This window comes from Enterococcus sp. DIV0901a (assembly GCF_051711525.1).
Classification (GTDB): domain Bacteria; phylum Bacillota; class Bacilli; order Lactobacillales; family Enterococcaceae; genus Enterococcus_B; species Enterococcus_B faecium.
On the sequence record NZ_JBIOMW010000001.1, the window covers coordinates 1,747,307 to 1,772,500 of the forward strand.

General features: G+C 35.9%; 28 protein-coding genes and 5 tRNA genes (1 of these 33 running past the window's edge). 7 read left to right on the forward strand and 26 right to left on the reverse strand.

What is annotated here, in order from left to right:
- Nucleotides 1-5: 5 nt before the first annotated feature.
- Genes IGL70_RS08330 through IGL70_RS08345 form a run of 4 tightly spaced genes read right to left on the reverse strand, consistent with a single transcriptional unit; the run spans nucleotide 6 to nucleotide 2,891 of the window.
- A complete protein-coding gene (locus tag IGL70_RS08330; RefSeq protein ID WP_002307011.1) occupies nucleotides 6-437 on the reverse strand; it encodes a PTS sugar transporter subunit IIA in 432 nt (143 codons plus the stop codon).
- A gap of 11 nt (nucleotides 438-448) precedes the next feature.
- On the reverse strand, nucleotides 449-1,588 hold the full coding sequence (locus IGL70_RS08335) for a mannitol-1-phosphate 5-dehydrogenase (RefSeq protein WP_104873867.1): 1,140 nt from the start codon (nucleotides 1,586-1,588) through the stop codon (nucleotides 449-451).
- Nucleotides 1,589-1,595: 7 nt separating this feature from the next.
- Nucleotides 1,596-2,153, reverse strand: a complete 558-nt coding sequence (gene hxlB / locus IGL70_RS08340) for a 6-phospho-3-hexuloisomerase (RefSeq protein WP_002307014.1) — start codon at nucleotides 2,151-2,153, stop codon at nucleotides 1,596-1,598.
- Nucleotides 2,154-2,192: 39 nt separating this feature from the next.
- The gene (locus tag IGL70_RS08345) at nucleotides 2,193-2,891 is read right to left on the reverse strand and encodes a ribulose-phosphate 3-epimerase (RefSeq protein WP_002330246.1); all 699 of its coding nucleotides are present in this window, start codon (nucleotides 2,889-2,891) and stop codon (nucleotides 2,193-2,195) included.
- Between the two features lie 185 nt (nucleotides 2,892-3,076).
- On the opposite strand from IGL70_RS08345, the gene IGL70_RS08350 reads away from it, so the two are divergent.
- Nucleotides 3,077-3,826, forward strand: a complete 750-nt coding sequence (locus IGL70_RS08350) for a DeoR/GlpR family DNA-binding transcription regulator (RefSeq protein ID WP_002307017.1) — start codon at nucleotides 3,077-3,079, stop codon at nucleotides 3,824-3,826.
- A gap of 183 nt (nucleotides 3,827-4,009) precedes the next feature.
- On the opposite strand, the gene IGL70_RS08355 is transcribed toward IGL70_RS08350, so the two are convergent.
- Nucleotides 4,010-4,255: a hypothetical protein gene (locus IGL70_RS08355; RefSeq protein WP_104873868.1), complete on the reverse strand. Its 246-nt coding sequence runs from the start codon at nucleotides 4,253-4,255 to the stop codon at nucleotides 4,010-4,012.
- Between the two features lie 320 nt (nucleotides 4,256-4,575).
- On the opposite strand from IGL70_RS08355, the gene IGL70_RS08360 reads away from it, so the two are divergent.
- From IGL70_RS08360 to IGL70_RS08375, 4 genes are all read left to right on the forward strand, one after another.
- Entirely contained in the window at nucleotides 4,576-5,337 is a 762-nt protein-coding gene (locus tag IGL70_RS08360) for a formate/nitrite transporter family protein (RefSeq protein ID WP_002295324.1), read from the forward strand.
- 227 nt (nucleotides 5,338-5,564) lie between these two features.
- Entirely contained in the window at nucleotides 5,565-5,759 is a 195-nt protein-coding gene (locus IGL70_RS08365; RefSeq protein ID WP_002289063.1) for a hypothetical protein, read from the forward strand.
- A gap of 28 nt (nucleotides 5,760-5,787) precedes the next feature.
- Nucleotides 5,788-5,973, forward strand: coding sequence for a hypothetical protein (locus IGL70_RS08370; protein ID WP_002318953.1), 186 nt, complete (start codon nucleotides 5,788-5,790; stop codon nucleotides 5,971-5,973).
- 55 nt (nucleotides 5,974-6,028) lie between these two features.
- The gene (locus IGL70_RS08375) at nucleotides 6,029-6,328 is read left to right on the forward strand and encodes a hypothetical protein (protein WP_002289065.1); all 300 of its coding nucleotides are present in this window, start codon (nucleotides 6,029-6,031) and stop codon (nucleotides 6,326-6,328) included.
- Nucleotides 6,329-6,424: 96 nt separating this feature from the next.
- On the opposite strand, the gene IGL70_RS08380 is transcribed toward IGL70_RS08375, so the two are convergent.
- From IGL70_RS08380 to ulaG, 8 genes are all read right to left on the reverse strand, one after another.
- On the reverse strand, nucleotides 6,425-6,859 hold the full coding sequence (locus IGL70_RS08380; RefSeq protein ID WP_086324865.1) for a GNAT family N-acetyltransferase: 435 nt from the start codon (nucleotides 6,857-6,859) through the stop codon (nucleotides 6,425-6,427).
- Between the two features lie 232 nt (nucleotides 6,860-7,091).
- On the reverse strand, nucleotides 7,092-7,802 hold the full coding sequence (locus IGL70_RS08385; protein ID WP_086319532.1) for an L-ribulose-5-phosphate 4-epimerase: 711 nt from the start codon (nucleotides 7,800-7,802) through the stop codon (nucleotides 7,092-7,094).
- Complete coding sequence (locus tag IGL70_RS08390; protein ID WP_081156997.1) at nucleotides 7,792-8,652, reverse strand: L-ribulose-5-phosphate 3-epimerase; 861 nt, start codon at nucleotides 8,650-8,652, stop codon at nucleotides 7,792-7,794. The genes IGL70_RS08385 and IGL70_RS08390 overlap by 11 nt, the downstream gene beginning before the upstream one ends.
- Before the next feature lie 4 nt (nucleotides 8,653-8,656).
- Nucleotides 8,657-9,295, reverse strand: a complete 639-nt coding sequence (locus tag IGL70_RS08395) for a 3-keto-L-gulonate-6-phosphate decarboxylase UlaD (protein WP_081156998.1) — start codon at nucleotides 9,293-9,295, stop codon at nucleotides 8,657-8,659.
- Nucleotides 9,296-9,309: 14 nt separating this feature from the next.
- On the reverse strand, nucleotides 9,310-9,609 hold the full coding sequence (locus IGL70_RS08400; RefSeq protein WP_002299656.1) for a PTS sugar transporter subunit IIB: 300 nt from the start codon (nucleotides 9,607-9,609) through the stop codon (nucleotides 9,310-9,312).
- 42 nt (nucleotides 9,610-9,651) lie between these two features.
- Entirely contained in the window at nucleotides 9,652-11,136 is a 1,485-nt protein-coding gene (locus IGL70_RS08405) for a PTS ascorbate transporter subunit IIC (RefSeq protein WP_002288827.1), read from the reverse strand.
- Between the two features lie 19 nt (nucleotides 11,137-11,155).
- On the reverse strand, nucleotides 11,156-11,617 hold the full coding sequence (locus tag IGL70_RS08410; RefSeq protein ID WP_104873869.1) for a PTS sugar transporter subunit IIA: 462 nt from the start codon (nucleotides 11,615-11,617) through the stop codon (nucleotides 11,156-11,158).
- Between the two features lie 17 nt (nucleotides 11,618-11,634).
- The gene (gene ulaG / locus IGL70_RS08415; protein ID WP_104873870.1) at nucleotides 11,635-12,702 is read right to left on the reverse strand and encodes an L-ascorbate 6-phosphate lactonase; all 1,068 of its coding nucleotides are present in this window, start codon (nucleotides 12,700-12,702) and stop codon (nucleotides 11,635-11,637) included.
- Between the two features lie 217 nt (nucleotides 12,703-12,919).
- Here ulaG and IGL70_RS08420 point away from each other — a divergent pair, with 217 nt between their 5' ends.
- Entirely contained in the window at nucleotides 12,920-13,690 is a 771-nt protein-coding gene (locus IGL70_RS08420) for a DeoR/GlpR family DNA-binding transcription regulator (RefSeq protein ID WP_002299661.1), read from the forward strand.
- A 272-nt stretch (nucleotides 13,691-13,962) separates the two neighbouring features.
- On the opposite strand, the gene IGL70_RS08425 is transcribed toward IGL70_RS08420, so the two are convergent.
- Nucleotides 13,963-14,790 (reverse strand): helix-turn-helix domain-containing protein, encoded by an 828-nt coding sequence (locus IGL70_RS08425; RefSeq protein WP_002288821.1) that lies wholly within the window; start codon nucleotides 14,788-14,790, stop codon nucleotides 13,963-13,965.
- A 567-nt stretch (nucleotides 14,791-15,357) separates the two neighbouring features.
- Between IGL70_RS08425 and IGL70_RS08430 the strand changes: the two genes are divergently transcribed.
- Nucleotides 15,358-16,593 (forward strand): glycosyltransferase, encoded by a 1,236-nt coding sequence (locus tag IGL70_RS08430; RefSeq protein WP_104873871.1) that lies wholly within the window; start codon nucleotides 15,358-15,360, stop codon nucleotides 16,591-16,593.
- 994 nt (nucleotides 16,594-17,587) lie between these two features.
- Here IGL70_RS08430 and IGL70_RS08435 read toward each other — a convergent pair.
- The 12 genes from IGL70_RS08435 to IGL70_RS08490 form a co-directional block, all read right to left on the reverse strand.
- Complete coding sequence (locus IGL70_RS08435; RefSeq protein ID WP_104873872.1) at nucleotides 17,588-17,848, reverse strand: diacylglycerol kinase; 261 nt, start codon at nucleotides 17,846-17,848, stop codon at nucleotides 17,588-17,590.
- Nucleotides 17,849-17,874: 26 nt separating this feature from the next.
- Nucleotides 17,875-19,176, reverse strand: a complete 1,302-nt coding sequence (locus tag IGL70_RS08440; protein WP_104873873.1) for a PTS sugar transporter subunit IIC — start codon at nucleotides 19,174-19,176, stop codon at nucleotides 17,875-17,877.
- Between the two features lie 291 nt (nucleotides 19,177-19,467).
- Complete coding sequence (locus tag IGL70_RS08445) at nucleotides 19,468-19,926, reverse strand: PTS glucose transporter subunit IIA (protein WP_002288815.1); 459 nt, start codon at nucleotides 19,924-19,926, stop codon at nucleotides 19,468-19,470.
- A 12-nt stretch (nucleotides 19,927-19,938) separates the two neighbouring features.
- Entirely contained in the window at nucleotides 19,939-21,270 is a 1,332-nt protein-coding gene (locus IGL70_RS08450) for a putative maltose-6'-phosphate glucosidase (RefSeq protein ID WP_016627925.1), read from the reverse strand.
- A gap of 10 nt (nucleotides 21,271-21,280) precedes the next feature.
- Nucleotides 21,281-22,723 (reverse strand): PTS transporter subunit EIIC, encoded by a 1,443-nt coding sequence (locus tag IGL70_RS08455; protein WP_002321325.1) that lies wholly within the window; start codon nucleotides 22,721-22,723, stop codon nucleotides 21,281-21,283.
- Complete coding sequence (locus IGL70_RS08460; RefSeq protein WP_010829712.1) at nucleotides 22,710-23,474, reverse strand: carbohydrate deacetylase; 765 nt, start codon at nucleotides 23,472-23,474, stop codon at nucleotides 22,710-22,712. The genes IGL70_RS08455 and IGL70_RS08460 overlap by 14 nt, the downstream gene beginning before the upstream one ends.
- Nucleotides 23,475-23,577: 103 nt before the next feature.
- A complete protein-coding gene (locus IGL70_RS08465) occupies nucleotides 23,578-24,453 on the reverse strand; it encodes a PRD domain-containing protein (RefSeq protein WP_002288809.1) in 876 nt (291 codons plus the stop codon).
- A gap of 254 nt (nucleotides 24,454-24,707) precedes the next feature.
- Nucleotides 24,708-24,792: transfer RNA gene (locus IGL70_RS08470), tRNA-Leu, on the reverse strand.
- A 17-nt stretch (nucleotides 24,793-24,809) separates the two neighbouring features.
- A tRNA-Gln gene (locus IGL70_RS08475) sits at nucleotides 24,810-24,881 on the reverse strand.
- 9 nt (nucleotides 24,882-24,890) lie between these two features.
- Nucleotides 24,891-24,963: transfer RNA gene (locus tag IGL70_RS08480), tRNA-His, on the reverse strand.
- A 61-nt stretch (nucleotides 24,964-25,024) separates the two neighbouring features.
- Nucleotides 25,025-25,109: transfer RNA gene (locus tag IGL70_RS08485), tRNA-Leu, on the reverse strand.
- A 20-nt stretch (nucleotides 25,110-25,129) separates the two neighbouring features.
- Nucleotides 25,130-25,194: transfer RNA gene (locus IGL70_RS08490), tRNA-Cys, on the reverse strand; it runs 6 nt beyond the window's last position.

A 25,194-nucleotide genomic window follows, 5' to 3' on the forward strand; every position in this document is an offset into this window, starting at 1 on the left:
CTCCTTTACTTCTTTATCAAATCTAACAATGCTTTTTCTGTCTTCACATCGAATAACTTTTGATACATTTTTTCATCACTCAGCAATTCTCCAAGATTGGCCATTAAGTCTAAATGTCCCTTTGGCGAATCAGAAGAAAAGGTAAAGAAGAATTTTACTGGTTCTTCACTTGGGAACATGACTGGCTTATCTAAACATAAAAAGCTCATCCCGACCCCTTTGCTCCCAAATTCTGGACGCGCATGAGGCATTGCTACTAGTGGCAGTAATATAATATAATTTCCGTTATCCAACACATTTTGTATCATCGCTTGTACATAGCTTTCCTCTATTATTCCCTTTCCTATCAAAGGACGCGCACTTACTCGGATTGCCTCTTGCCATGAATCGATCGCATCCATAAACATTGTATTTCCTGACAATTGTTCTTTTAGCATATTCTCCTCCTCTAAATCTGGGACTCATAAGCAGCGACAACTTCATTCAGCAGCTTACCTTCCAAACGAGAAATCTTTTTAATCGTTGCTTTCAACCCATCATTTACAATCATTCGACGTAGTTGTTCAGCTTCTGGATCAGCAAGATTCCGATAATGATATCCCGCAGCAATTACTTTTATTCCTGCATCGTAAGGTAAATGATATGAATCTAGTTTTACTATGGGAGCAATTAAACGATCATTAGGGCCTAATTTTCGAATAGGGGAACTTCCTACACGAGTAATTTCATCGGAGAGTTTCTGATTCCCATGACGGTTTAATGTTTTTTCCACAAAAGATGTTAATTCTTCTCTAGAAAAATGATATTTTTGTACAAAGTACTCTATATTCTCCATTAAAAATTGCTTGACTAGATTGAAAATCTCCATATTTTGGATTGCTTCTTGAATCGTCTTATATCCTTTCAGTGCGCCTAAATAAGCTACTGCCGCATGAGCAGCATTAACGATATAAAGCTTTCGCTCAATGTAAGGCTCCATATCATCAACCAAATTTACATTTTTCATATCAAAAGATGTAGTTGGATCTAACTGCTGTCGATCCATTATCCATTCATAATAAGGTTCGACAACAGAGATCATTTTTCCTCCAAGAACTTTTCCTAAAGATTGTCGATCGATTGCCGTATTCACAAAATATGCATATTCATCAAAATTCTCTTGTTCTTTTTCTGACAGCAAAGAATAAATTTCTTTTTTCAACACATCACTTGCATTTATCACATTTTCATTAGCTACGATATTGATGCTATGCTTTTGTTTAAATCGCTTACTTAAGGCTTGCGCAATGATCGGTGCAATTTTTACTAAATTTATTGCGCCAACAGATGTTGTTAAGATATCTGCATTTTTTGTTGCTGTAATCACCTCTTCTAGCTCGGATAAACTATTCAGTGCCACAACATGATCAATGAAATCACTCCTGTTCATTTCATCAATAATTTCGATAGTATAACCCTTATCTTGATTTAATTGATGGATCAGTTCAGGATTCGTATCAATAAAACATAGATCGAATCCATTCTGATGTAGAATTTGTCCAATAAGCCCTCTGCCGATGTTCCCTGCTCCGAAATGTACCGCTTTCATTTTTCACCTACTCTAAGTTAGCATGGTATTGCCACAACTTTGACATATCAATTGCTTTTTCTTCTATCATCACTAAAGCAATACTATCTCCTAACAAAAGAACACTTTGTTCAAAAAGGCTAGTCATTGGCTGTATAGAAGAAATTTCCTCTGGTAACGCTAATTTTGTTTGTACGGGTATACGAATAAAAAGATCTGAATATTCTTTCATTGTGCTGTCTGGGTTTGATCCTATATGGGCAACTTGGGACCCAAATTCCTTTGCTTTTTTTGCAATAGTTAGTGGGAAAGCACTTTCCCCACTACCAGAACCAACAATCAATAAATCTTTATCTGTAATTGCCGGTTCAGTGATTTGTCCTACGACTACTGTCTGAATTCCTAGATGCCCTAAGCGTTTTGCCATTCCTTCTAGCGCTAACAGTACTCTGCCAACCCCCACGAAAAAAACTCGTTCCGCTTTTTCAATTTTCTTTATCAATTGTTCCACATCTTTTGAAGAAATACGGTCTAATGTTTCAGTAATTTCTCTTACAATATTTTGTTTCGCCGCCTTATAACTCAACTATTTCCCCTCCATTTCTATTATTCAGGACCACTACATCTATTGATTTTTCCTAACTGATTGCTTCATCGCTTGATAAAGTAGTTTTTGATTTTCTGCTAATGTATTTCCTTTAAGAAACAAACTTGTACTTCCTAATACCAGATTTGTTGCACCTGCATCTAATAATCCCGGGATTGTTTCTAACGATACCCGTCCATCCACTTGGATATCTACTGCTAACTCTTTCTCATTTACTAACTGGCAAAGATCTGTAATTTTTTTTAGCGCGTAAGAAATTTGTTTTTCTGACTTGTTTGTTGCAAAACCTGGATTAATCAGCATCAAACAAATCCTATCAATCTCGGGTAAAATATATTGTAATACATTTAACGGAGTTGCTGGATTCAAAGCTATCCCTACTTTTGTTCCAGAATTCTTGATGAGCTGGATATATCGATCAATATGGAGGCTTGTTTCATAATGAAAAGTAATGCTCTCTACGCCAATTTTCAACATTTCTCCAATAAAAAATTCGTTATCCTTAGCCATGATGTGTACATCAAAATTCATTGAAGTGATTTCTCTAATTCTTTTGATTGTTTCGATCCCTAAAGGCATACTGGGACTAAAAGAACCGTCAATCACGTCAATATGCAAGGAATCCATCCCAATACTTTCTAGTTCTTGGATGCTTCCTTCCAAATTTGCTAGATCCCCACACATAAGTGAAGGCGACAAAATAATTTTTTTCTCCATACATTCCCTCCTTTAATTACTCCCTCATTGTAACCGCTTAACAAATACTAGTCAACATAAAACTGCATAAAAATATTTTGTTTTTGCTTGTTTATGCCGTTTTAGTGTATTAAAAATGGAAATTATTGACATAAAAACGCAGAAATGACATGATAAACAAGAATAAATAAGAAGGAGCACGCAACATGTTGAAATTAGAACGTCATCAAAAAATTCTAGATTTATTAAACGCAGAACAAAAAGTTATCGCTAGTGATTTAAGTCAACGTTTCAATGTATCCGAAGACACGATTCGACGAGATTTGAAAGATTTGGATAGCCAAGGTCTCTTAAAAAGAGTACACAGCGGCGCTTTACGTGTTGGTCCGCCAATTACCAATTTTAACTACCGAGAAACTGTAGCTAGCGAACAAAAAACTGCATTAGCTCATAAAGCCCTCCCTTTTTTAAAAGAAGAATCTGTCATCATCATTGATGGAAGTACAACTAACTTGGCTTTAGCAAAAGAAATCCCACAAGATTTTCGTGCAACAATCATTACCAATAGCCCGCCGATTGCCATAGCATTAGCACAGCATCCTAATTTGGAAATTATCAATATTGGCGGTACTTTTTATAAACAATCTATGATCAATATTGGGGTACAAGCTTATAAGCAACTACAAAACATTCGAGCCGACCTTTATATTATGGGTATTTATAACATAGATCTAGATGTTGGAACGAGCGTGCCAACTATGCAAGAATCCGACATTAAACGTGAGATGATACGTATTTCTACTGAAGTACTTGGGATGATAACTAATGATAAATTCGGCACCATCAGTAATCATATCGTCGGTCCAATTGAAGACCTTACCTATCTTATTTCAGAAGAAATTCCTGAAAAGGTTCGTAAAGAATACAATAAACAAAAAATCGTTTTGATTGATTAAGCGAAAACTATTGGTAACTACTAAAGCAACAGATATAAAAAATCTAAAAAAGAAACACGCAATAAAGTTTTGAAATAAACTTTATTGCGTGTTTCCTTTTTTGTTTATTATCACTTGACTAGCACCACGTATAACATACTATAGCAATCATCATCCCACTTCTTTGTCTTTTGAAATACTACGTTATTTCTTTTTATTAACAAAAAACAATAGCACTAAACAGACCAAAATAGTTATGACTCTCAACGCGGGAGTAAACAGCAATGCTATCATTAAATTAGCAAGTTCACTGACGATTGAGGAATTTGATTCGTATAATACAAATAAAGGTTCTGCAAATAAATTCACATATCTATAAACAAATTCTGTAAATAAATATACGGTTAAGCCTAAACCAATTATGGTGATATTTTTTTTAGATTTTGACATTTTTTCTCTCCTATAATAATTTTTTTCAGTTATTCATTTCCTTTTTTATAAAAAATGTAGATTGTTTTGAAGTAATAATATGCTGTAGTTTCAAGAAAATTTACAGGAAATTTGATAACTGATATTATTTACTTTTTGACCACCATATACATGACTTTTATTTTTGTTTCTTTTTTAGAATCAAATGTGATTAAATAGAAAATTTTACAATAATATGCACATATAAATAATAAGATGATATAATCAACAAAGAAAATGTGAATTTTTTCACTATATTTTATCACATGAAAATTCATTAAGAAAGTAGGAATCGAAGTATTATGCACACACCAGAAGAAATTATGGAACTCAGTATTCATCTTGGAACAAAAAAAATACATAAACCTATCTTAGCTAAACTGATTTTAGGTTTTATCGGAGGAGCCATGATTTCTCTAGGTTATTTGGCATACGTACGAGTCTCTGCTTCTATCCCAGAATCTATGGCTAGCTTGACTAGTTTAGTTGGTGCCTCGGTTTTTCCTATCGGCCTGCTGGTCATCCTTCTTGGCGGTGGTGAATTGATCACCGGAAATATGATGGCTGTGGCGATTGCCTTTATGGATAAAAAAGTCACATTCTCACAGCTGGTTAAGAATTGGTCAGTGATTACTTTTGCAAATATTATTGGTGCAATTTTCGTTGCCTATTTCTTTGGACACTTTGTTGGTTTAACTCATTCAGGTGTCTATCTCGACCAAGTGATTCATATTGCTGATCATAAAATCGCTGTTTCTTGGTGGCAAGCATTAGGCTCCGGAATAGGTTGTAATTGGTTTGTCGGTTTAGCGTTATGGTTATCATATGGAGCAAAAGATGCGGCCGGCAAAGTACTAACGATTTGGTTTCCAGTCATGATTTTTGTGGCAATCGGTTTCCAGCATAGTGTGGCCAACTGTTTTGTGATACCTGCTGCCATATTTGAAGGTCAAGCGACTTGGTTAGAATTTCTCTCGAATTTTATCCCCGTTTATATTGGAAATATCATCGGCGGAGCTATTTTTGTTTCAGGTTTTTATTACGTTAGTTATAAGCATCATTAAGATTGAAGGTAATGTTCATTCGAGCATTACCTTCAATCTCTTTATATACTATTTATATTTTAAGAACAATAGCCTTTTATTATATATATTATTCAAATTAGTTATATCGAGTGAAAAAAACTTTCAAATTGATTCTTTTTATTTATCATAAAGATATAGATACATAATCATTTTCACTTACATATATTTGAATATTAACTAAAAACAGCAAGAAAGAAGAGGATCAAATGTATTATGTAGAAGTAAAAACAAAAGGCGTCAAAAACAAACAATATGTGAAAGGTATCAGTAACGAATATCCTTTACTTGGTTCATGGAAAGAAGCTGCTCCTTTTTCCAAACCATGTGCCATAAAAATAAAGAACGAGCTAGAAAAAGAACTGACTTGTGGCAAAGCTGTTGTAGATATCATCGAAAAGTAAATCCAATGTATAGAAAGGAAGATCACACATGAAAAGCGACGTACAAATTGCTAAGATTATAGAATTAGAAGAAGAAGACGCAGTGTTGACAATTGAAAAAAAAATAAATGTTTGTATACCATATGATTATTTCAATATGTATCCTGGAATTGGAGATCTCGTAGAGCTATATCAAGATGAATCAAATATACTTGTCATTCATCATGAAATATAGAGACTTATAAAATTGTTTATTTTTATAATGTATCAGTATAGAAAGGAAATAAAACATGGATTATACTGTTGAATTTGACAGTGAACTACTTAAGCAATTTCCACAAGAAGAACATTTCATGTATAAAGAAGCAATTTCCCACAAAGTGACAGAGTATTTGGAGCATAATTTTTTTCGTATAAAGCCAGTGCGTACTCGTTCGGCAAAAGGAATATACGAGATGAAAGTCAAAATTAATAAAAAAAATTATCGCATAGCATTTGCTTTAAAAAAAAATCATGTGTTCATTTTTTATATTAGTTCGAATTTGCAAAAAATTGTATTTGATAAAGAGGTGAGTAAAAAAATAAAATAGCTGAGCATTGGAGGATAGATTGAGTGATACTAAGTCTATCCTCTTGTTTTTCTAAAGAACTAAGCTAGAATTTTTTCTTTTGTACGTTATTATATGTTATTTGTCATTACCAAAAAGCACTTTTTTCCTTCTAGTATCTATGACATAAGAAATACCACCTATTTCCTTTACTTGAACAAATCCTACTGATTCATAAAAGTTTTTTGTTTTCTCAGTATCATCTGTCAATAATTCGATTTGGACTGGTCCATAACTAGTGATCTTCTCCAAAGCTTCATTCAAAAGTGATTTGCCTATTCCTTGGCGCTGATATCTCGGATGAATGAGGATATCTTGAATAAATGCGATCGTCGCAAAATCAGTGATCCAACGAACGATTCCGATAATCTTCCCTTCCCCATTACGCTTTATCAGAGATTCAGATTGTTCAAATGCTCTAGCTAACCTTGCAGTGTCTTTTGTGTAATTCGTCCAACCAACGCTCTTATATAATTCAGAAATCTCATCGATCATAAGGGAATCAATATTCATTTTTTTCTTCCTTTCTTATACAATTCTCCCTCTAATAATACAATTCTTTGATTATTTAGTCTCTCTCTTACAATTCTCCTGTAAAAATTCACTCGATTCCTTAGAATTCCTCTTTCCTTTTAGAATGCATCCTTTTTGATAAATAAAAAAGGTTGTGATAAATTTTCTTCACAACCTCTGTTTCTCTCTATCAAGTGTTATCTTTTAATTTTCTACCCTTACCCTAGCATCTCTATTGCCCGTAGTATGCATACTTTCCATGTTTGCGAAAATAATGTTTATCTAGTAAATATTGCGGGATTTCACATATATTGGGGTTGATCAGCTCGTTTTCTTTGGCCATCAGACAAATTTCATCTAAGATCAAACTGTTTTCTACTGCTTTTATAGGTGAATCCCCCCATGTGAACGGTCCATGTCCATAGACAAGTACTCCAGGGACTTCGTTTGGATCTAATTTTCTTTCCTTAAACTTCTCGACAATCACATTCCCTGTATGAACTTCGTAAGCTTCTCTTACTTCTTCTTTCGTCAATTGGCGTGTACAAGGAACCTTACCATAAAAAGCATCAGCATGAGTCGTGCCATAAGCTGGCAAATCGCGTCCTGCTTGCGCCCACATGACGGAGTGCGTGGAATGAGTATGAGTAATAGCAGTTATATCTTCAAAAGTTTGATACAAAACAACATGTGTGGGGAGATCTGAAGATGGTTTTAAGCTATCTTCTTCTATTATATTTCCCGACAAATCTGTTACCACCATTTGATCTGCTTGCATGCATTCATATCTGACACCGCTTGGCTTAATGACGATGACTCCTAGCTCACGGTCCACTTCACTCACATTGCCCCAAGTCAATTTGACTAATCCGTATCGCGGCAATGCCAGATTTGCTTCAAGGACACGTTGCTTCATTGCTGCAATTTTTTCTTCACAAGACATCATAGCCAGCCTCCTTCAATTTAGAACTTAAGTAGTCTTTTGCCTGCTGGATTTCTCTTCGAAAGTCTTGGCTTTTTTCACTCCACATTTCAATCAGAAATGTTCCATCATAATCTAGACGTTTCAAATGTCTTAATAATCCAAGAAAATCAACACAACCGCTACCAAAAGGAACATCACGAAACTGGCCTGAATATTCTTTTGTTACAGGGTAAGTATCTTTTAAGTGGATAGCAGTGATATAATCGATCCCTTTCTCAAGTTCTCGAGCCGGATTATTTTCCGGCCATGCGGACAAATTGCCTAGGTCTGGATATACTTGTAGAAAAGGGGAATGAATCTGTTCTTTGATTTCTAAAAATTTTGAAATGGAGTTCATAAATGGATCATCCATGATTTCCACGGAAAGAATGATGCCATATTTAGAAGCTTCCTTTACGCTTTCTTTTATTCCTTCGATAAAGTCTTCTCTGGAATTCATTGATTTCTCTTCATAATAAACATCGTATCCAGCTATTTGGATTACTTTGACGCTTAGATTATGCGCCAAATGGATTGCTTTTTTCATTAGTTGTTTCGCTGCTTTTTTCTTTTCTGGATCAGCAGAACCATACGGAAATCGCCGATGCGCACTTAAACAAATCGAATGGATACGTACACCGGAGCTGAACATCTCTTCTCTCAGCTCAGCTATCTTTTCTTCAGACCAATCTAATCGTGCTAACCGCTCATCCGTCTCATCAATCGACATCTCGATAAAATCGAAGTCCATTTCTTTTACAAGGGAAAAACGTTCTTTCCATGAAATATCTTTGGGTAATGCTTTTTCATAAATCCCAATTTGAGCCATTTCCTTACCCCCAGATATGAATGATCTCATCTTTGAAGTTTTGTGCGGCCTTCATCGGATCATTTGCTGCTGTAATACCACGACCAGTGATAAAGGTATACACATCGATCCCTTCAAATAAGTGTAATGTGTGTGGATTTAATCCACCAGTTACAGAAACATTAAAGCCTAGTTCAATCAGTTTTTTGATCTTCGATAAATCTTTTTCACCCCAAGTTTCACCAGATAACAGCGCATCACGGCTTTGATGGTAGATTACCTGCCGGATACCGATGTTATGCCAATCCATGGCTTGTTCAAAAGTCCAATTGCCGTAGAGTTCTACTTGTAATTCACCTATTTCTTTTTGTGCTGCCTCCATAGTTGGAATCGTTGCACAACAAATGACTGTCATCCAGTCTGCTCCTGCTTTTGCAACATTACTCGCCACTGTTCCTCCAGCGTCTGCACATTTCGTATCAGCGACTAGTTTTTTATCTGGGAACATACTGCGAATACAGCGAATCGCTTTTTGTCCTTCCTGTAAGCAAAGAATTGTGCCCACTTCAATAATATCTACTACATCACCAACTTTCATAACATCTCCTAATGCATGTTCTAAGTCATTGTGATCTAACGCAATTTGCAAATTCGGCCTGCTCATCTTAGTTCCTTCCTTTACTTGTTTTTTTGGTACCACTTTGTTTCAGCAAATTTTTCACTGATTTCTTTGGCTGACATCACATTTTTGATACCGATAACTGTAACTCCTTTTTTCTCTGCCTGAGTAAACATATTCAAAAAATTGACTGGCGTAAAAACTACATCGTATTGGCCAGCTGAACTTTTTCCCTCTGAAATGGCACAATGATGGATTTTGGTAATTGGTACGTTTAGTTCTTTCATTGCTTTTTCCACACTTCTCATCATCATCAAGCTTGTTCCTGATCCATTTGCACACGATACTAAAATTCTCATCTTAATCCCTCCATTATGAGTGTTGTCTAATCAGATTTTCTTTTATACTCTCTGCTTTTCTGCATATGTGTCATAGTCTTCTACAATCAAAAAATAACCATCAGGATTTTTCCGATATTGTAACTGCGGAATAGCCAATAAACCAATGACAACTACGGCAATTCCAGCATAACCTAGGACTTTCATGATTACTGTAAACAATGGCCAAGCTGTTGCCCAGTCGAACATCCCGATATAACCACCGTATGTTGACATCCCAATCCATGTAGCGAATAATGCTGAACCGCCTACTTGTATGATTCCTGAAAGAAACGGGAACAGGCAAGCGGCTTTGAATCCACCTCGGTTATTGGCATAAACTGCTATAACGGCATTATCAAAGAACAACGGAATGAAACCGGCTATGACGATCGTTGGTGATTTCAATAAAATCAGTAAACCAATCATCAAAAACTGTCCCAAAGCACCAAACAAGAACCCAATCGTTACCGCATTTGGCGAACCAAAGCCAAAAGTAGCAGCTACGTCAATTCCTGGAACAGCTCCTGGTAAAATCGTGTTTGAGATTCCTTGGAAAGATTGAGTTAGTTCATCGACGAATGTCCGAACACCTAATTGCAAGATCGCCAGATATACCGCAAAATTTAAAGAAGTCGTCATAATGTAGAATAAGAAACTCTGCCCTTCTTGCATGAATTGCGCTTGAATCAAATAATCTTTGCCTAGTACAATCAGAATGATCCCAAAGAAAAATAGCATGAGTAACGAAGTAGCAACCATATTCTCATTGAAAATCGACAAGAATCCTGGTAATTTGATATCTTCGATTTTTTTGTCTTGCTTGATTGATCTATTTTTCTTTTCATCCCGCTTTTTCATCCACTCAGCTAATTTTGCAAATATAAAGATTCCGAACATTTGCTGATGTGCCACTGCAAATCCGGCACCTTCTGTCAATTCCTGCGTGATTCCTACTGTTAAGTTAGAAGCTACTGCCCAATAACAACCTAAAATCAGTCCCATAAAAATCAATACTTGTATCCTACCTAGATCAGGAAAGCAAAACAGTAAAATCCAAAAAGCGGTAGCTGCTTGTTGAACCTGAACGTTTCCGGTAGTGAAAACGGAACGCAGTTTCGTATATTTCTGAAAACGGACTAATAAGATATTTAAAACAAATGCAATCAGTAATAAAATCATCACATCTCCAAAGGTACGGCCAAATGTCTCCATTAATCCAGCATCCACAGCATTTTGTCCAAAATAAGGATCTGTAACCATGGCATCCAAATTGAACCGTTCCTTTAGTCCAACCAAAATCGGCCGAAAATTATTGACCAAACCACCAGAGCCAACAGTCAAAATAAAGTAACCGACCGTTGCCTTTAAGAATCCAGCGATGCATTCATGAAGCGGGCGTTTCAGCAAAATATAGCCTAATAACACGATAAAACCAATCAGGTACGCTGGCTGCGTCAAGATATTTGTTGCAAAATACGTCCAAATGCTTAACAAAAATTCCCCCATCTTTTTTCTCCTCTATCAATTAATTATATTCTGCCATCACAACTTGGTAATCATCGATGGAGTTCGTAGAGATGAGACGCTCAACCAATCCATCTGTCATTAATAATTCGGATAATTTTTGGATATTTTCTAGATGTTCTTCTGGATCTTTTGCTGCGAGTGTAAAAAACAAACTAGCCGTTTTCTCCTCATTCTCCCCTTCACTTTCAAAACGGACTGGCTGTTTCAACTTGGTAAATGAAATAGCCGTTCCAAAAACACCATCACTTTTTTCTGAAGAATGTGGCATTGCTACTTGAGGTGCAATCACAATATAAGGACCGTATTTTTCTACACAATGGATGATCTCCTCCACATACATTTCATCAATAATTTCCTTATCGATCAATACAAGACAGCTTTCGGCGATAGCTTCACGCCAATCCGTGATTTCTTTATCTGGGTAATGAATCAATTGATGGTCAAAAAAGTATTTCAGCAAGAAACTCCCCTTCTTTCTTATAAAAACGACGGAAACGGTGTATCATTTTCAATCGAGAAGACATCTTCAAATCCTCGATAAAAATTAAACTCAAGATCATCTTTGTTTGTCGGATAGATGAATTTCCCGCCTACTTGCCAGATATAAGGTTTAAATCCATACTTCAGGCGATCCTTTTTGAATTTCCAAATTTCAGTGATCTCTTTTGGATCAGCCATAAAATTAGACCAAATATCGTAGTGGACAGGAATCACTACTTTTGCGTTCAATGACTCCGCCATGCGCAGCATATCAACAGAAGTAACTTTGTCTGTTATCCCTCGTGGGTTTTCACCATAGGCACCTAAACAGACATCGATTTTGTGTTCACTACCATGTTTGGCAAATAAATTGGAGTAATGTGAATCTCCTGCATGATAAAGATTCCCTCCTGATGTTTCGAATAAATAGTTTACTGCAATTTGATCCATCTCCTGAGGCATTTTTCCTTTTAATACCTCTTCTGGATCTTCACAAGTGACCAATGCTGTCCGATCAAACGCTTCTAAAGCTACTACATTGATGTCTTTGATTTTGACTGCATCACCTGGCTTTACTGTAATCGTTTTTTCTTCAGGAATTCCCCATTTTTGCCACGTGCGAACCACTTCTTTTGGCCCAATGAATGTTGCTCCAGGACAATTTTGATGAACTGCTGCGGCTGTATGGATATCTAGATGATCGGAATGGATATGTGTAACGATTAAAGCATCTACATTTTTTATCGCAAAAGGATCGATTACGAAAGGCTGAGTACGTAAATTAGGCTGCATATTTTGAACGCCACTCATACGCATCATCTGATGGCCTTTTTTCATCATGCCATTCCCATGACTACGTTTTCCCGTCCCACACCATAGATCACATAAAATATTCGTTCCTTCATGACTTTTCAGCCAAATTCCCGTACAGCCCAGCCACCACATAGCAAAAGTTCCAGGATCCACTACTTCTGTTTCGATTTCTTCATTCAAGTATGTGCCCCACTCAGGAAATGTTTCTACTAACCACTTTTCTTTTGTTACTTCATTGACAGTTTTACTCATTTGCTTGCTCCCCCCATATCGTTGTTCCAACTTACAAGTAAATATTAATGTGTATCAGCATCCATGAAAACCCTTTTATATGACCGTTTGTTTTTTATATGATTTTCTTTCAGTAATCAATGATTGTTTCAGTATAATAAAGACAGATATGAATGTTTAAATGAACAACTAGTCAAATAAATCCATGGATCAAGATGTCCCTTAGGAGGCAAAAGTCATGAAAAACTCACTTGTCAATATTGAAAAACGTCAAAAAGAAATTTTGGAACTGCTTCAGCAGACTGAACAACTATCAACTTTTGAATTAGCTGAATCCCTTGATGTATCTGTTAGTACGATACGAAGAGATTTAAATTTATTAGAAGAAAAAAACGAGATCATACGCAATTACGGTTATTGTTCTTATAATTACAAAAACCAGACTGATTTTGATCAATCTGGTCCTGAAAGGATTAAACAAGCGATTGCCAGAGAAGCTAGTAAATACATTAACGATTATGATACGCTGTTTATCAATTCTAGCTCGACTGCGTTGAAAACACTGGATTTTCTTCAATCTAACCATTTGACAGTCATTACAAACAACGTGAAAATCAATTACTCTCCGCACAAAGATAATTGTAGTTATATTTTAACTGGTGGAGAGATGCGCTTTCCAAAAGAAGCACTAGTGGGCGACATCGCATTAAATACGATTTCTTCAGTCAATGCAGACATTTGTATCATTGGCTGTAGCGGAGTCGATGTAGTACATGGGGTCACAACAAAGATATTAAATGAATCAACGATCAACGAAATGATGGTCAACAAGACAATCAAATGTAAGATTTTAGTCGCTGATCATCGAAAAATCGGACTGACGTCAAAATTCAAGATTGCTGATATTTCTGTCTTTGATTATTTGATCACTGATAAATTTTGTTCTGAAAAAGTATTAGAGGAGATCAGAAATACGGGGATAAAAACCATTCAAGTAGATTCATTTTAAGAACCAGGACGTAAATATGTAAATAGGATTATCAAAAAAATGAATAACAAATTTATCGATAAATGAAAAACACGCTACGCTCAAATTGATAAAGGAATCCCAAGATGTATCCATCCAATCGATACCATCATAATCTATTGCTTCTTTTATAACCGTTATATGTTGCCTAAATAGGAATCAAACAATATCGAAAAAAGGAGGTGTGACAAAAGTCACACCTCCTTTTTTCGAATAAACGGTATTCAAATCAGAACACTGATTTCACAACCACTTTATTTCAGGTCGTTTTCAATCACCTTTACCGCGTAATCATTTCCGTTGAAACGCGCTATTTTTTTTGCGTCCATATATCTTTCTAAATAATCGTCTTCTCCTAATTGCTTATGGCAAGAAGCAATTTCATAAAGCAAGTATTCCAATGCATAAGTCGATTTATGTTTCTTATTATACTCAATACCCTTCTCACATAATTGGATTGCTTTATCATAATCCTCGATTTTACGGTAATAGGTGGCGATATCATAATATACAATGCAGACCATCAGATTATCAAAATCAGTCTCACTCAATATTTTAAGTGTACGCTCCACATAAACTTTCGCAAAATCTAATTCTCCTTTTGACAAGTAGATCATTGCCACGTTTGCAGCTGCTTGTAAGTGATGGATATCTGTTTCGGTCGTTTGTTCCAACACTTGATTAAAATAAAATAATGCTGCATCTGGTTTTTTCGCATAAAGATGATCAAGCAGTCCTTGATAAAATAAAATTTGATTTAAAAGATCAGAATTACTTACTTTTTCCTGATCGATCGTTTGTAAAATTTTATAAGATTCTTGGTATTTTGATACAGAATTCAATGATTGAATCTCATTTATTTTTTTCCTGATTTTGTCTTCTTCTGTTTCTACTAATATATCGGAGATCTCGACATTCAGCTTTTTGCAAAGCGCACTTAAGATATTGATGCCTGGCGACATATTCTTGTTTTCGATATTGCTGACAGTTGCTTGTTCACAAATGCCTTCTGCTAATTGTACTTGTGTTAACCCCTTTTTCTTTCGGTATTCTTTTAGTAATGCTCCATCTACTTTAATCAAAACAATTTCCTTCCCTTTAAAAAATTATTTCTCCTTTATATCATACACAAAAAAAAGTTCTAAACAACCAAAAATGTTTAGAACAGAATAAAAATTTTAATTTTAAAATAATATTCAAATTAAACAACTGGCGTATCTGCTCCTTGATTTCTTTTTGTGTTATCTGAATAATTATCGTTTACAGTTATAACACATAGTGAAAATTGTCATGGCGAGAAAGTCTAAGAATATTTTTAAACATAACTATTTCTTTCTTACGTGTGTATAATGACGACAGCACACCTATCAATTAATATAATTATTTTATTTTTTTATGTTCTCATGTTTATTTTTAATGACACAACTTCTCGTATTTATCTGGCACAACATATAAATCGATCAAAAAATTGTTGCGTGTTTTTTTGAAAATTGGAGTTTCAACTTGATTACAAAATTTAAATTTAGAAGTTGTGAAAACAGCGAGAGACAGTTTAATATTCAAAATATACATAGGCTACTCGAACGCTGTGTTTTTTAGTATACTAGTAAGAAACGAAGGGATAGACTCATTCCAATAAGGAGGATTTCATGAAGACAATTCTTTTTGCTCCTGCAGTATTCAATTTAGCTGAGACAACACGAATGATTGAGGTTGCCAAAGCTATGAAAGACCGTTATTACTGTGTATTCTTTGGCTTTTCTAAAACTTTTGCTCCTTTGATCACAGAAAGTGGCTTTGAGTATCATTTACTAGCGCCGATCCTTACGAAAAAACAAGAAGAACAAATCATAAAATTTGACCAGTTGCGTACACTTAAAAACCCTTTTACCAAAGAAATGGTTGCCTCTCGTATCACTAGTGAACAGAGTCTGATTGCTAAGTTTGAGCCTCGACTGATTGTGACAGGTTCGAATGTGACAATTTTTTTATCGGCCCGCAGTAAAAAGATTCCTTTAGTATATGTTAAGCCCTATGCTTTGAGTGAACCTTTTTTTCAATCAGAGCATGCGCTGATGCCCCACGAGTTACGTTTCTTCGGCCCTTTAAGCAATCCCCTTTGGCACTGGACAAAAAAGCGTATAGTAAATACCCGATGGATCCCCAATGCCTTCAAACACGCTGCACAAAGAGAAATGCTTCCTTTACCAAAAACAAGTTTACAAATGATGGATGCTGATCTAAATCTCATCACAACGCCTAAACTATTTTTGGAAGAAGAACAGCTGCCGGAAAATTATCGAATCGTTGGTCCAATTTTTGCTAAGCTCAGTACTTTCTTGCCTGAAGAAGTGCTAACTTTTATACAGCGAAAGCAACAAGAAAGAAAACGTATTATCTATTTCGCAATGGGTAGTTCAGGCAATCCGCGTATGTTACGCAAAATTTTGTTCTTCTTACAAAAACAACCGGATCTAGCGGTTATTGCACCTATTGACTATCTGCTTGATGACATTCAATCTGACTCAGAAGATCTTTTAATAACAGAATATCTGTCTAGTCATCTTTTGCATGAATTCATTGATTTTTCTTTTATCCACGGCGGGGAAGGGACCGTCCAAACTGCCTGTGAATCCGGCAAACCGTTTATCGGTGTGGGGATGCAATTTGAGCAAAGCTGTAATATTGACTATTGTGTAAAATACGGAAACGCAATTGCCCTCACAAAACCAGTGACTGAAAGAAAACTGCAGATTGCTCTGCGCGAAGTTTCTTCACCCAAGATTCGTCAGCAGGCACGCACGCTGCAAGCCGTTTTTCCAATAAATGGTCCACAACAAGCAATTCAAGAAATCGAAACCTTCCTGAGCAACCACCCAATATAGTTTCAAGTAGAAAAAGCTTTTTTAATAGAGACTCATCAGTAATTTTGCTATTCGAGACCCAGACAGTGAAAATACAAAAAAGTAAATAGTGGATTGAAAAGTTAGAGTTACTTAAATTACGGTGTCTAAAAAACACAAAATCATCCTTAAAATAAAAGATCTGACGCTATCCAAATGAGCATAGGTAGCGTCTGCCATTTATTCTTAGTCAAATTCTTTGACACCTTTCTCTGGTTGGATCATCTCAACGTTTCTTCAAAAGAAAGACCATAATAATTAGGCAAATACATTTTCTTAAAATGTGTCATATAGATCTAGAAGCATCGCTTTGTAGAGATTTGTGCTGCTAGTCCCCTCAACAATTACTAAATCAAATGTAGGATTTACCACTTTATCTTTGATAATCAACCTCCCTCTTCTGTTGAGACAATGATCTCGCAATCCGATGCATACTCCTATATAAACTGCCAGCAAACCCCACATGCTGAGTAGATCATGTCAGAATGTTCTATGTCGTCAGCAACGATACACTAAAAGTCACGTTCACCATGACTGATTGCTATTCCCAGCGCAATTATTTCTATAGTTTCATGATTTGAATAAACACTCTCATCATACATATTACCATTCATACACCATACTGCAGCCCCTACTATATGGTTGTAAGCTCCCAAAACTATATTTGACTTGATCACTTTGGTAGTAGATCGACTAATTCTAAATCCATTGCTGATAAAATTTTCATTTTTGCCTCCTTCTTTCTGCCAAAACAGTTAAAACAATAATAATCTTTATGTAAAAAAGGGCTGTGACAAAAGCCTTGTCACAGTCCCATATTCCGAATAAACGGTGGTCAAAAGCTTGCATCTGCGGTAATAAGTTCAACCAAACGAAAAATAAGCCAACATTTCACAAAAATTTAAGAAGCAATTTTCGTAAATTTCTTCTTATTTCTTGAAGCTAACCACTTCTGTCACAACCACTTTTAGAACATTTAATGCTTCGATGTGACAAACCATCTATGCTGCTCGATCATAAAATTGATAGCAAAAATTCCACAAAGTACATATGTCCCCCATGAAAACAAAACATTCATATGCGGTACAATGATCTTTGGAAGAATCACGATCAAAAATGATGCCAGTGCCCAAATCCATCGATTAATTTGAATATGATATGCAGCTAGCATATTCAATATAAGGTGACTAACCGTTAATAAAAAGATAAAAACAAAAAATAAAATCAGCCAATACATTGTTTCCCACCTTCTAAAAACCAAACTTAGACAGTTTGGACTTCGTTTTCTCCACGACTTTGTTCATCTGACAGCATCTTTTTATCATAAGCTTTTACAAATGGATAATAGATAATAAATGCTATCAATGTGTTGATCATGATCAAGATAACAACACGCCAGTCATTTCCTGCTGAAAGATAACCGCCGATTGGAGCTGGTAATGTCCATGTTGGCAAAACAGTAAATCTATTGACCATTTCTAATTTGACTGCAAAATAACTGATAATAGTCAAAGCTAAAGGAACTAAGTTGAACGGGATGAACATGTAAGGATTCAACATCATAGGAGCTCCAAAAATCATGGGCTCATTGATATTGAAGATACCAGGAATAATAGAAAAACGACCAACCTCTTTCAAGAATTTTGATTTACAGAAGAATATAAACAAAACAGATACCACGATCGTTGCTCCTGCACCACCAATTGTTACCGTCCATTGATAAAACTGTTCAGGAGCGATATAGGGTAATTGGGTGGCAGCTGTACCATCTGCCAATGCCTTTGCATTCTCATCCAACATGATCAGCCACATTGGACGAACAACAGCCCCTACAATACTCATGCCATGGATACCAAATGACCACAACAAATGGATCAAAAACATTGGTAGTAAAACACCAAGCAAATTATTCCCTAAAATATTGGTTAAAGGCTCGAATAACGATAATAAGGCAGCGTTTACATCAAAGCCCGCGACGCTTCGAATCAGCCAAGTAATTGTTAAAATGACTGCACCTGGAATCAATGCCTCAAAACTACGGGCAACAGCAGGTGGCACTTGTTCTGGCATTTTGATAGTAATATTTCGATTTTTAAAGAAACGATATACTTCCACTGCAAAAATCATAGATAAGATCCCCGCAAACATCCCAGATGCTCCCAAAGAACTCATAGGTAAGACCCAGCCAAGAGGTGCCTCTTCAGGAGTTAAAACGTTTACAGGAACTTGTAACATAAAGAACGTTCCTAAAGATAATATACCACCTGTCACACTATCTAATCCATATGATTTAGCTAGATCCGAACCCATAACAAAAGTTGCATAAATAGCCATCAATCCCATCGTCATCCTAAAGGGTAAAACAATCGTTGCCGAATAAGGGGCAATAAATTCATTCCATCCAGGAAACGGTAAATTGATAAAGACCATAAAAAATGTCCCAATCAAAATCAATGACAATGTTGAAACAACCCCATTACGAATTGCTAATAAATGACGCTGTGTACCAATTTTTGCCATTGGTGGGACAAGTTTCTCTTCGACCCATTTCATCAGCTTTTCCACTAAAACCACTCCTTTTCAATAAAATATGAACCATTCATTGCATGACAACGCAAAGAATGTTCATAACTAATTATATAATTAAGAAATTTTATTTCAATATATTCTCTTAAATAATCAAATTTATTTTTAAGAATCCTGAAAATAAGTTTTCTAAATCATAGGAGCAACAAAAAAATTCGATAATTAACAAAAATCAAAATGATTAAATCTAGTGATTGAAACATATCATTTCAAAAAAATTTTGTAAATTCACCCATAAATATCACCCTATTTAACTTTTTTCATCGTACACTAAAATTCAAAACAACTATCTTTAATCTTTACTTCTTGGTTTTGTTTTAATAAATTTCCTTCAAAAATGCCTGGAGAAACTACAATGATCACCGTATCTTTTTGTGCTTGCTCCAACTTCTTCAAATCTATAATAGCTAACAGTGTCCCTTCTTTTACCTCCTGGTTACTTTCAACCCGTATCTGAAACGGACTTCCTTCGAGTTCAACCGTATCTAAACCCATATGGATCAGTATTTTTCTGCCAGATTCACTTTCGATCGTTATGGCATGTCGGGTAGGAAATATATTATCGATTATTCCTTTAACTGGCGCATGGATATATCCATCATGATTCGTTATAGCGTATCCAACTCCTATCATTTTTGAAGAAAAGACCTCGTCTTTTACTGCTGTTAATGGAATAATTTGACCACTAGCTACAGCTTTTAGAATGTTTCTTGTTTTAAAGAAATGCACTTTTTATCACCTCTACTTTAATGCTGGCCAATATTTTTTGTTTACTTTGATCATTTCATCTAGTATTTTTTTTGCGACTCTGGCATTTGGTACGGTTTGATTCAATGTAAATGCTTGTAAAGCTTTTTGATAAGAACCTTCAAAGTAAGCATCTACTAGTAACTTCTCTGCTGCAACTTGTGCCTCCATCAATCCTTTATGAAAATCACTGATTGGTTTTCTTAGTGTAATTGGCTCCACACCAGTTGCACCAACATATGCCGGTATTTCAACAACTGCATCTGACCGTAGATTCGGAATCGCCCCTTGATTAGGAACGATTAGCATAAAGCGACGACGATCATCATTCAACAAGGAAATAGCTATATCGACGATATATTGTCCATGCTCCCCAAAATTAAAGTTCAATACTTCTTCCACAATACCGCGGCGTATTTTATCAGCCATTTCTTTGGTATTTTTCTCTCGTCCATCCATGACCATATTAGCACGTGTATACTCTTTGTCAGTATGCTCAACGACCATATCAGGATATAAGTAATACTCTAAGTAATTATTCGGGATATTACTTGGAAAATTTTTCGTGATGACTGACATCATTTGAAAGGTTTTTTGCCAAGTTTTGTCTCCTATATTAAAATCGGCGACTTGCATTTCTTTTGTTATTAGTTTTTCAATAATCTCTGGCATAATTTCTCGTTGCAATTCTTTATCATAAATCGATGTATACCAGCCAAAGTGGTTTAAACCATAATACGTAACGATCCAATTCTTACGATCATAACCGTAATTCACTGCAATCGTTTCTTCAATTGAAATAGTCATATCACAGGCATTAATCATTTTTACATTCGGATATTTACGACGAACAGCTTCAGAAACGATCGACTCTGGATTTGTATAATTCAAAATCCATGCTTTGGGGGCATAGTCTTGTATATGATCAACAATTTCCAATAAACCTTTGATTGAGCGCATCCCATAAGCAAATCCTCCGAGTCCACACGTTTCTTGTCCTACTAATCCATGTTTAAGTGGAATCTTTTCGTCCTTTTCTCGCATCTCCAATCCTCCAACACGAATTTGGGAGAAAACAAAATCGCATCCTGTAAAAGCAAGCTTTGGATCATCCGTTGCACGAATGCGAATATTTGAAAAACCTTTTCTTTTCAGCATAAATTTAACAATCAAGTACATATCCATATTTCTTTCTTCATCAATATCATATAAACGTATTTCAGATAATGGCAACCGTTTTTCATTGTTCAAAATGGCTTGAACGATTCCTGGTGTATACGTACTCCCGCCTCCAGCTATAGTGATAATCTGTTTTTTCATCATCATCTTTTCCTTTCTATTCTTCTAATAATTTATTGAATTCTGCCATAACATAAGTCACTTCTAAGCCGATGATAATTTGATAATTTTTTTCAGTTGGTTTAATGATCCCGCTTATCCCTAATTGCTTGATTCGCTGTTCCTCGACCATGGTGGGATCCACTACCTCTACCCGTAGGCGTGTATTACAACTATAGACATCCAGGATATTGGCTTTTCCTCCAAACGCTTGTAGCATTTTTGTTGCCATATATTCATAATTTTTACTTGCTAACCCTAACTCTGTTTCTTCTAAGGTTACTTCATTGCCAAACTCTGCCTTAGCTTCACGTCCTAATGTCTGAATGTTTCTCTTATTGATCAAATAATAAAAAGTAACGTAATACAAGGCAAAAAAGAAAATTCCGATTGGAAGAATCAAAATAGCATTGGTAGCGATTCGAAAATTGATGAGATAATCAACAATACATGCTCCGAATGTAAAACCAATTCGTATATTGAATAAGTAACAGACAATCCCTGCTAAACCGGCAAAAAGTGCATGGATCACGTACAACATAGGAGAAAGAAACATGAAACTAAATTCAACAGGCTCAGTGATATTTGCAATAAATGAAGTTCCTGCACCGCTTCCCATGATTCCTTTGACCATCTCTTTATTTTCTTTATAAGCTGCTTTATAGATAGCTAGACATATAGCTGGTATACCAAACATCATTACTACAAAAAAACCTGATAAAAACAGTCCAGCCTGAGGATCTCCGTTGATAAAGCGTGTCATCTCTCCTCTGAAAACTTCCTTGCTAGGAGATGTATAGCTTCCTAAATCGTAATAAATATACGTATTCAACACATGGTGCAGTCCAAAGGGGATCAGCAAACGATTCAAAAACATAAATATCCCCACACCTAATGCTCCCATATCAACGAGCAGTTTTGCAAAATTATCAATCCCAATTTGGATGAGCGGCCAGATAAAGCCCAAAAAAACAGCTGCGATTGTTTGTAGAATCATCACCATAGTCAATGGGAATTTTTCGCCCGCAAAATAAGAAAAAACTACTGGTAATTTTTGTTCTTTAAAGCGATTATACGTCCATGCCGCTACTAAACCGGAAATAATTCCACCAAAAATCCCCATATTCACTTCTGGGTCCATAATTTCTAAGCCTTTTTTCAAGGTAGCAATCGCTAAAAAACCAGTAAGTGCAGGTATTCCTTTGTCCTTATTTTTGACAAAACCGATTGCAACTCCTATAGCAAATAAGATATCCAAGTTTCCAAAAACGGCATTTCCAGCTGCACCAATTACTGGGATGTTCAGCATATCATCAGCTGATAAACGCATGATCAATCCCGCTAATGGCATCGCTGCAACTGGAAGTAGCATCGCTCTTCCAAGCTTCTGCACATTTGATTTAACATTCATTTTTATTCCTCCTCTATTAAATATCCTCATATGTTACTAACTCAATCAAAGGATCATTTTTCACTTTTTGAGCAAATGCTGAATGAATTAAAAATTCGACTTGGTGGGTACGAGGATACACAAAACTTGAACCATTTAACAATTCCTGATCCAAATACGCTGCGTGACACATGACTTCGATCGTTTTATCTTCTCTCAGTATCATGAGTAAACTTGCCAAATATTCTTCCACACTCGTATTGATTTGTCGTTTTTTTTCATCAGTTTCTCCTACGACATCGAAACAAGGCTCAAAATAATCGACATGACGAACTTCATCTTTTCGTTCAAAGTTGCTCCGAACCGGCAAATCATATTTTTTTGCTAATGTAACAACTACCTCCTGATTTTCATCCAAAGTATGAGTATGATGATGACTGTCTAAATGAGTTGGTATGATCCCCGCATGATAAATTTTTTGAATCTGAGCATTCCATTCCTGATACAGTTGATCTTTGTCAATGTTAAATGGATGCTGATAATAAGATAAGGATCTGAACTCTCCGCTTTCCATAAGAGTATCGACAGTTTTGAGAAGTGGTTTGCCACACGTCAATGTTAAATGGACTCCTACACCTAGCCTAGGCATTTCCTTTCTTAATTTCACAGCGTGCTCGAAACCCGGCATATTTGCCATCAATGTAGTTGATGTCAAAATTCCTCGCTGATAAGCATCCATAATCCCATAATTCACACCATGGCTATAGCCAAAATCATCCGAATTAAAAATCACTTTTCCCATTTCATTCTCCTTCTTTTTTCTACTAAAATAGGCGCAACCAAATAATCATAGTCCATTTACTATGTGTCATTTGGTTGCGCCTATAGATAGTTACGCCCTTATTTTAATAGATTCGTGCTAGATGAATTGCCAAATAGATGATTTCATTTTCTTGAATGGCAAGTTGAAATTGCTGTTCGATGATATCTTTAATCTTTAGTGCTGTACAATACGCTTTGCTATGTTTAAATGTTTCAGTAAAAAAACCAATATTTTCTACTGGCGTTTCTTCCTGATAAATCAAGCGTTTAACCAGGAATTTGATATGAACCATTAAGCGATGATAAGTCAGTGATTCTTTATCATAAACGTTTGAATAGGATTTTTCTAGATGGGACAAAATCGTGGTCGTCATTTCTACTATTTTTAAGCTCTTTAAACTATTAGGCTCTCCTAGCTCAGCATTAATGATATGCATAGTGATGAATCCTACTTCATTTGACCCTAACTCGGTTTGATATCGATGATTGATTCGCTCGACCACTTCTACTGCTATATCATATTCATTTGGATAAAGGAATCTCATTTCTGGCAACATAATTGCTGTGACATCTCTATCTTCTCTTTTTCGTTGAATAGCAAAATAAATATGATCTGTCAATGTAATATAGATATTTGAATCTAATGGAGAGGAGATCCTAGCTGTTATCAGTTCAATCACTTCTTCCGCAAAATCCATAAATTCGATTGGAATCTGCGAGACTATCTCACTGAATCGTTTGATCTTTTCTTTAGAATCTAATACAAATAATTTGTCAGCATCCTCAACATCAAATGGCTTACTCACTTTAGCAGAAAAGCCAATCCCTTTCCCCATCGCAATTTTTTCTATTCCATCGTCATCGATCAATACAGCATTATGATTCAGCTTTTTCATCACATACACCGTTAATTCACCTCCTCTATATGATAAAACAAAACAACTTGCAGACTCCTTCATACATATTTTTGTCTCCAAACAATTTTTAAAGACAAAAAACGACCTAAGAAAGAACCCTTTCTTAGGTCGTGCCTAATTGAATAGTAGCACCCTACATAATTTACAAAAATAGTTTAACACATAATAAAAGCGTTATCAATATCTTTTTTACTCGTTTTATGATACTACTTGTATCGAATTGATTTGGAGGTAATTACATAAAAACAAAAAAAATATAGCAACTCTCTATAAGAAAGTTGCTATATTGATAATTATACCGGCGGCCGGGGTCGAACCGGCACGTCCTCAACGGACACTGGATTTTGAGTCCAGCGCGTCTGCCAATTCCGCCACGCCGGCAAATTTAAAAATAATAACTGGGGTAGCTGGATTCGAACCAACGCATGAGGGAGTCAAAGTCCCTTGCCTTACCGCTTGGCTATACCCCAAGAATAAAGGGCGAATGATGGGAATCGAACCCACGAATGCCGGAGCCACAATCCGGTGCGTTAACCACTTCGCCACATTCGCCATCATAAAAGATGTTATTTAATTTCTCAATAAAAAACTAAGATGAAGACATCTTAGTCAATACCGGCGGCCGGGGTCGAACCGGCACGCCCTCAACGGGCACTGGATTTTGAGTCCAGCGCGTCTGCCAATTCCGCCACGCCGGCAAGTTGATTTATTAGTACTAAGGCGGTAACCGGATTTGAACCGGTGATGAAGGTTTTGCAGACCTCTGCCTTACCACTTGGCTAT

Bases quoted from the DNA above. Each gene is read 5' to 3' on its own strand.
- IGL70_RS08330 (WP_002307011.1), bottom strand. From the start codon at position 437: ATGCTAAAAGAACAATTGTCAGGAAATACAATGTTTATGGATGCGATC.
- IGL70_RS08335 (WP_104873867.1), bottom strand. From the start codon at position 1,588: ATGAAAGCGGTACATTTCGGAGCAGGGAACATCGGCAGAGGGCTTATT.
- IGL70_RS08345 (WP_002330246.1), bottom strand. From the start codon at position 2,891: ATGGAGAAAAAAATTATTTTGTCGCCTTCACTTATGTGTGGGGATCTA.
- IGL70_RS08350 (WP_002307017.1), top strand. From the start codon at position 3,077: ATGTTGAAATTAGAACGTCATCAAAAAATTCTAGATTTATTAAACGCA.
- IGL70_RS08355 (WP_104873868.1), bottom strand. From the start codon at position 4,255: ATGTCAAAATCTAAAAAAAATATCACCATAATTGGTTTAGGCTTAACC.
- IGL70_RS08360 (WP_002295324.1), top strand. From the start codon at position 4,576: ATGCACACACCAGAAGAAATTATGGAACTCAGTATTCATCTTGGAACA.
- IGL70_RS08365 (WP_002289063.1), top strand. From the start codon at position 5,565: ATGTATTATGTAGAAGTAAAAACAAAAGGCGTCAAAAACAAACAATAT.
- IGL70_RS08370 (WP_002318953.1), top strand. From the start codon at position 5,788: ATGAAAAGCGACGTACAAATTGCTAAGATTATAGAATTAGAAGAAGAA.
- IGL70_RS08375 (WP_002289065.1), top strand. From the start codon at position 6,029: ATGGATTATACTGTTGAATTTGACAGTGAACTACTTAAGCAATTTCCA.
- IGL70_RS08380 (WP_086324865.1), bottom strand. From the start codon at position 6,859: ATGAATATTGATTCCCTTATGATCGATGAGATTTCTGAATTATATAAG.
- IGL70_RS08385 (WP_086319532.1), bottom strand. From the start codon at position 7,802: ATGTCTTGTGAAGAAAAAATTGCAGCAATGAAGCAACGTGTCCTTGAA.
- IGL70_RS08390 (WP_081156997.1), bottom strand. From the start codon at position 8,652: ATGGCTCAAATTGGGATTTATGAAAAAGCATTACCCAAAGATATTTCA.
- IGL70_RS08395 (WP_081156998.1), bottom strand. From the start codon at position 9,295: ATGAGCAGGCCGAATTTGCAAATTGCGTTAGATCACAATGACTTAGAA.
- IGL70_RS08400 (WP_002299656.1), bottom strand. From the start codon at position 9,609: ATGAGAATTTTAGTATCGTGTGCAAATGGATCAGGAACAAGCTTGATG.
- IGL70_RS08405 (WP_002288827.1), bottom strand. From the start codon at position 11,136: ATGGGGGAATTTTTGTTAAGCATTTGGACGTATTTTGCAACAAATATC.
- ulaG (WP_104873870.1), bottom strand. From the start codon at position 12,702: ATGAGTAAAACTGTCAATGAAGTAACAAAAGAAAAGTGGTTAGTAGAA.
- IGL70_RS08420 (WP_002299661.1), top strand. From the start codon at position 12,920: ATGAAAAACTCACTTGTCAATATTGAAAAACGTCAAAAAGAAATTTTG.
- IGL70_RS08430 (WP_104873871.1), top strand. From the start codon at position 15,358: ATGAAGACAATTCTTTTTGCTCCTGCAGTATTCAATTTAGCTGAGACA.
- IGL70_RS08435 (WP_104873872.1), bottom strand. From the start codon at position 17,848: ATGTATTGGCTGATTTTATTTTTTGTTTTTATCTTTTTATTAACGGTT.
- IGL70_RS08450 (WP_016627925.1), bottom strand. From the start codon at position 21,270: ATGATGATGAAAAAACAGATTATCACTATAGCTGGAGGCGGGAGTACG.
- IGL70_RS08455 (WP_002321325.1), bottom strand. From the start codon at position 22,723: ATGAGGATATTTAATAGAGGAGGAATAAAAATGAATGTTAAATCAAAT.
- IGL70_RS08460 (WP_010829712.1), bottom strand. From the start codon at position 23,474: ATGGGAAAAGTGATTTTTAATTCGGATGATTTTGGCTATAGCCATGGT.
- IGL70_RS08465 (WP_002288809.1), bottom strand. From the start codon at position 24,453: ATGAAGGAGTCTGCAAGTTGTTTTGTTTTATCATATAGAGGAGGTGAA.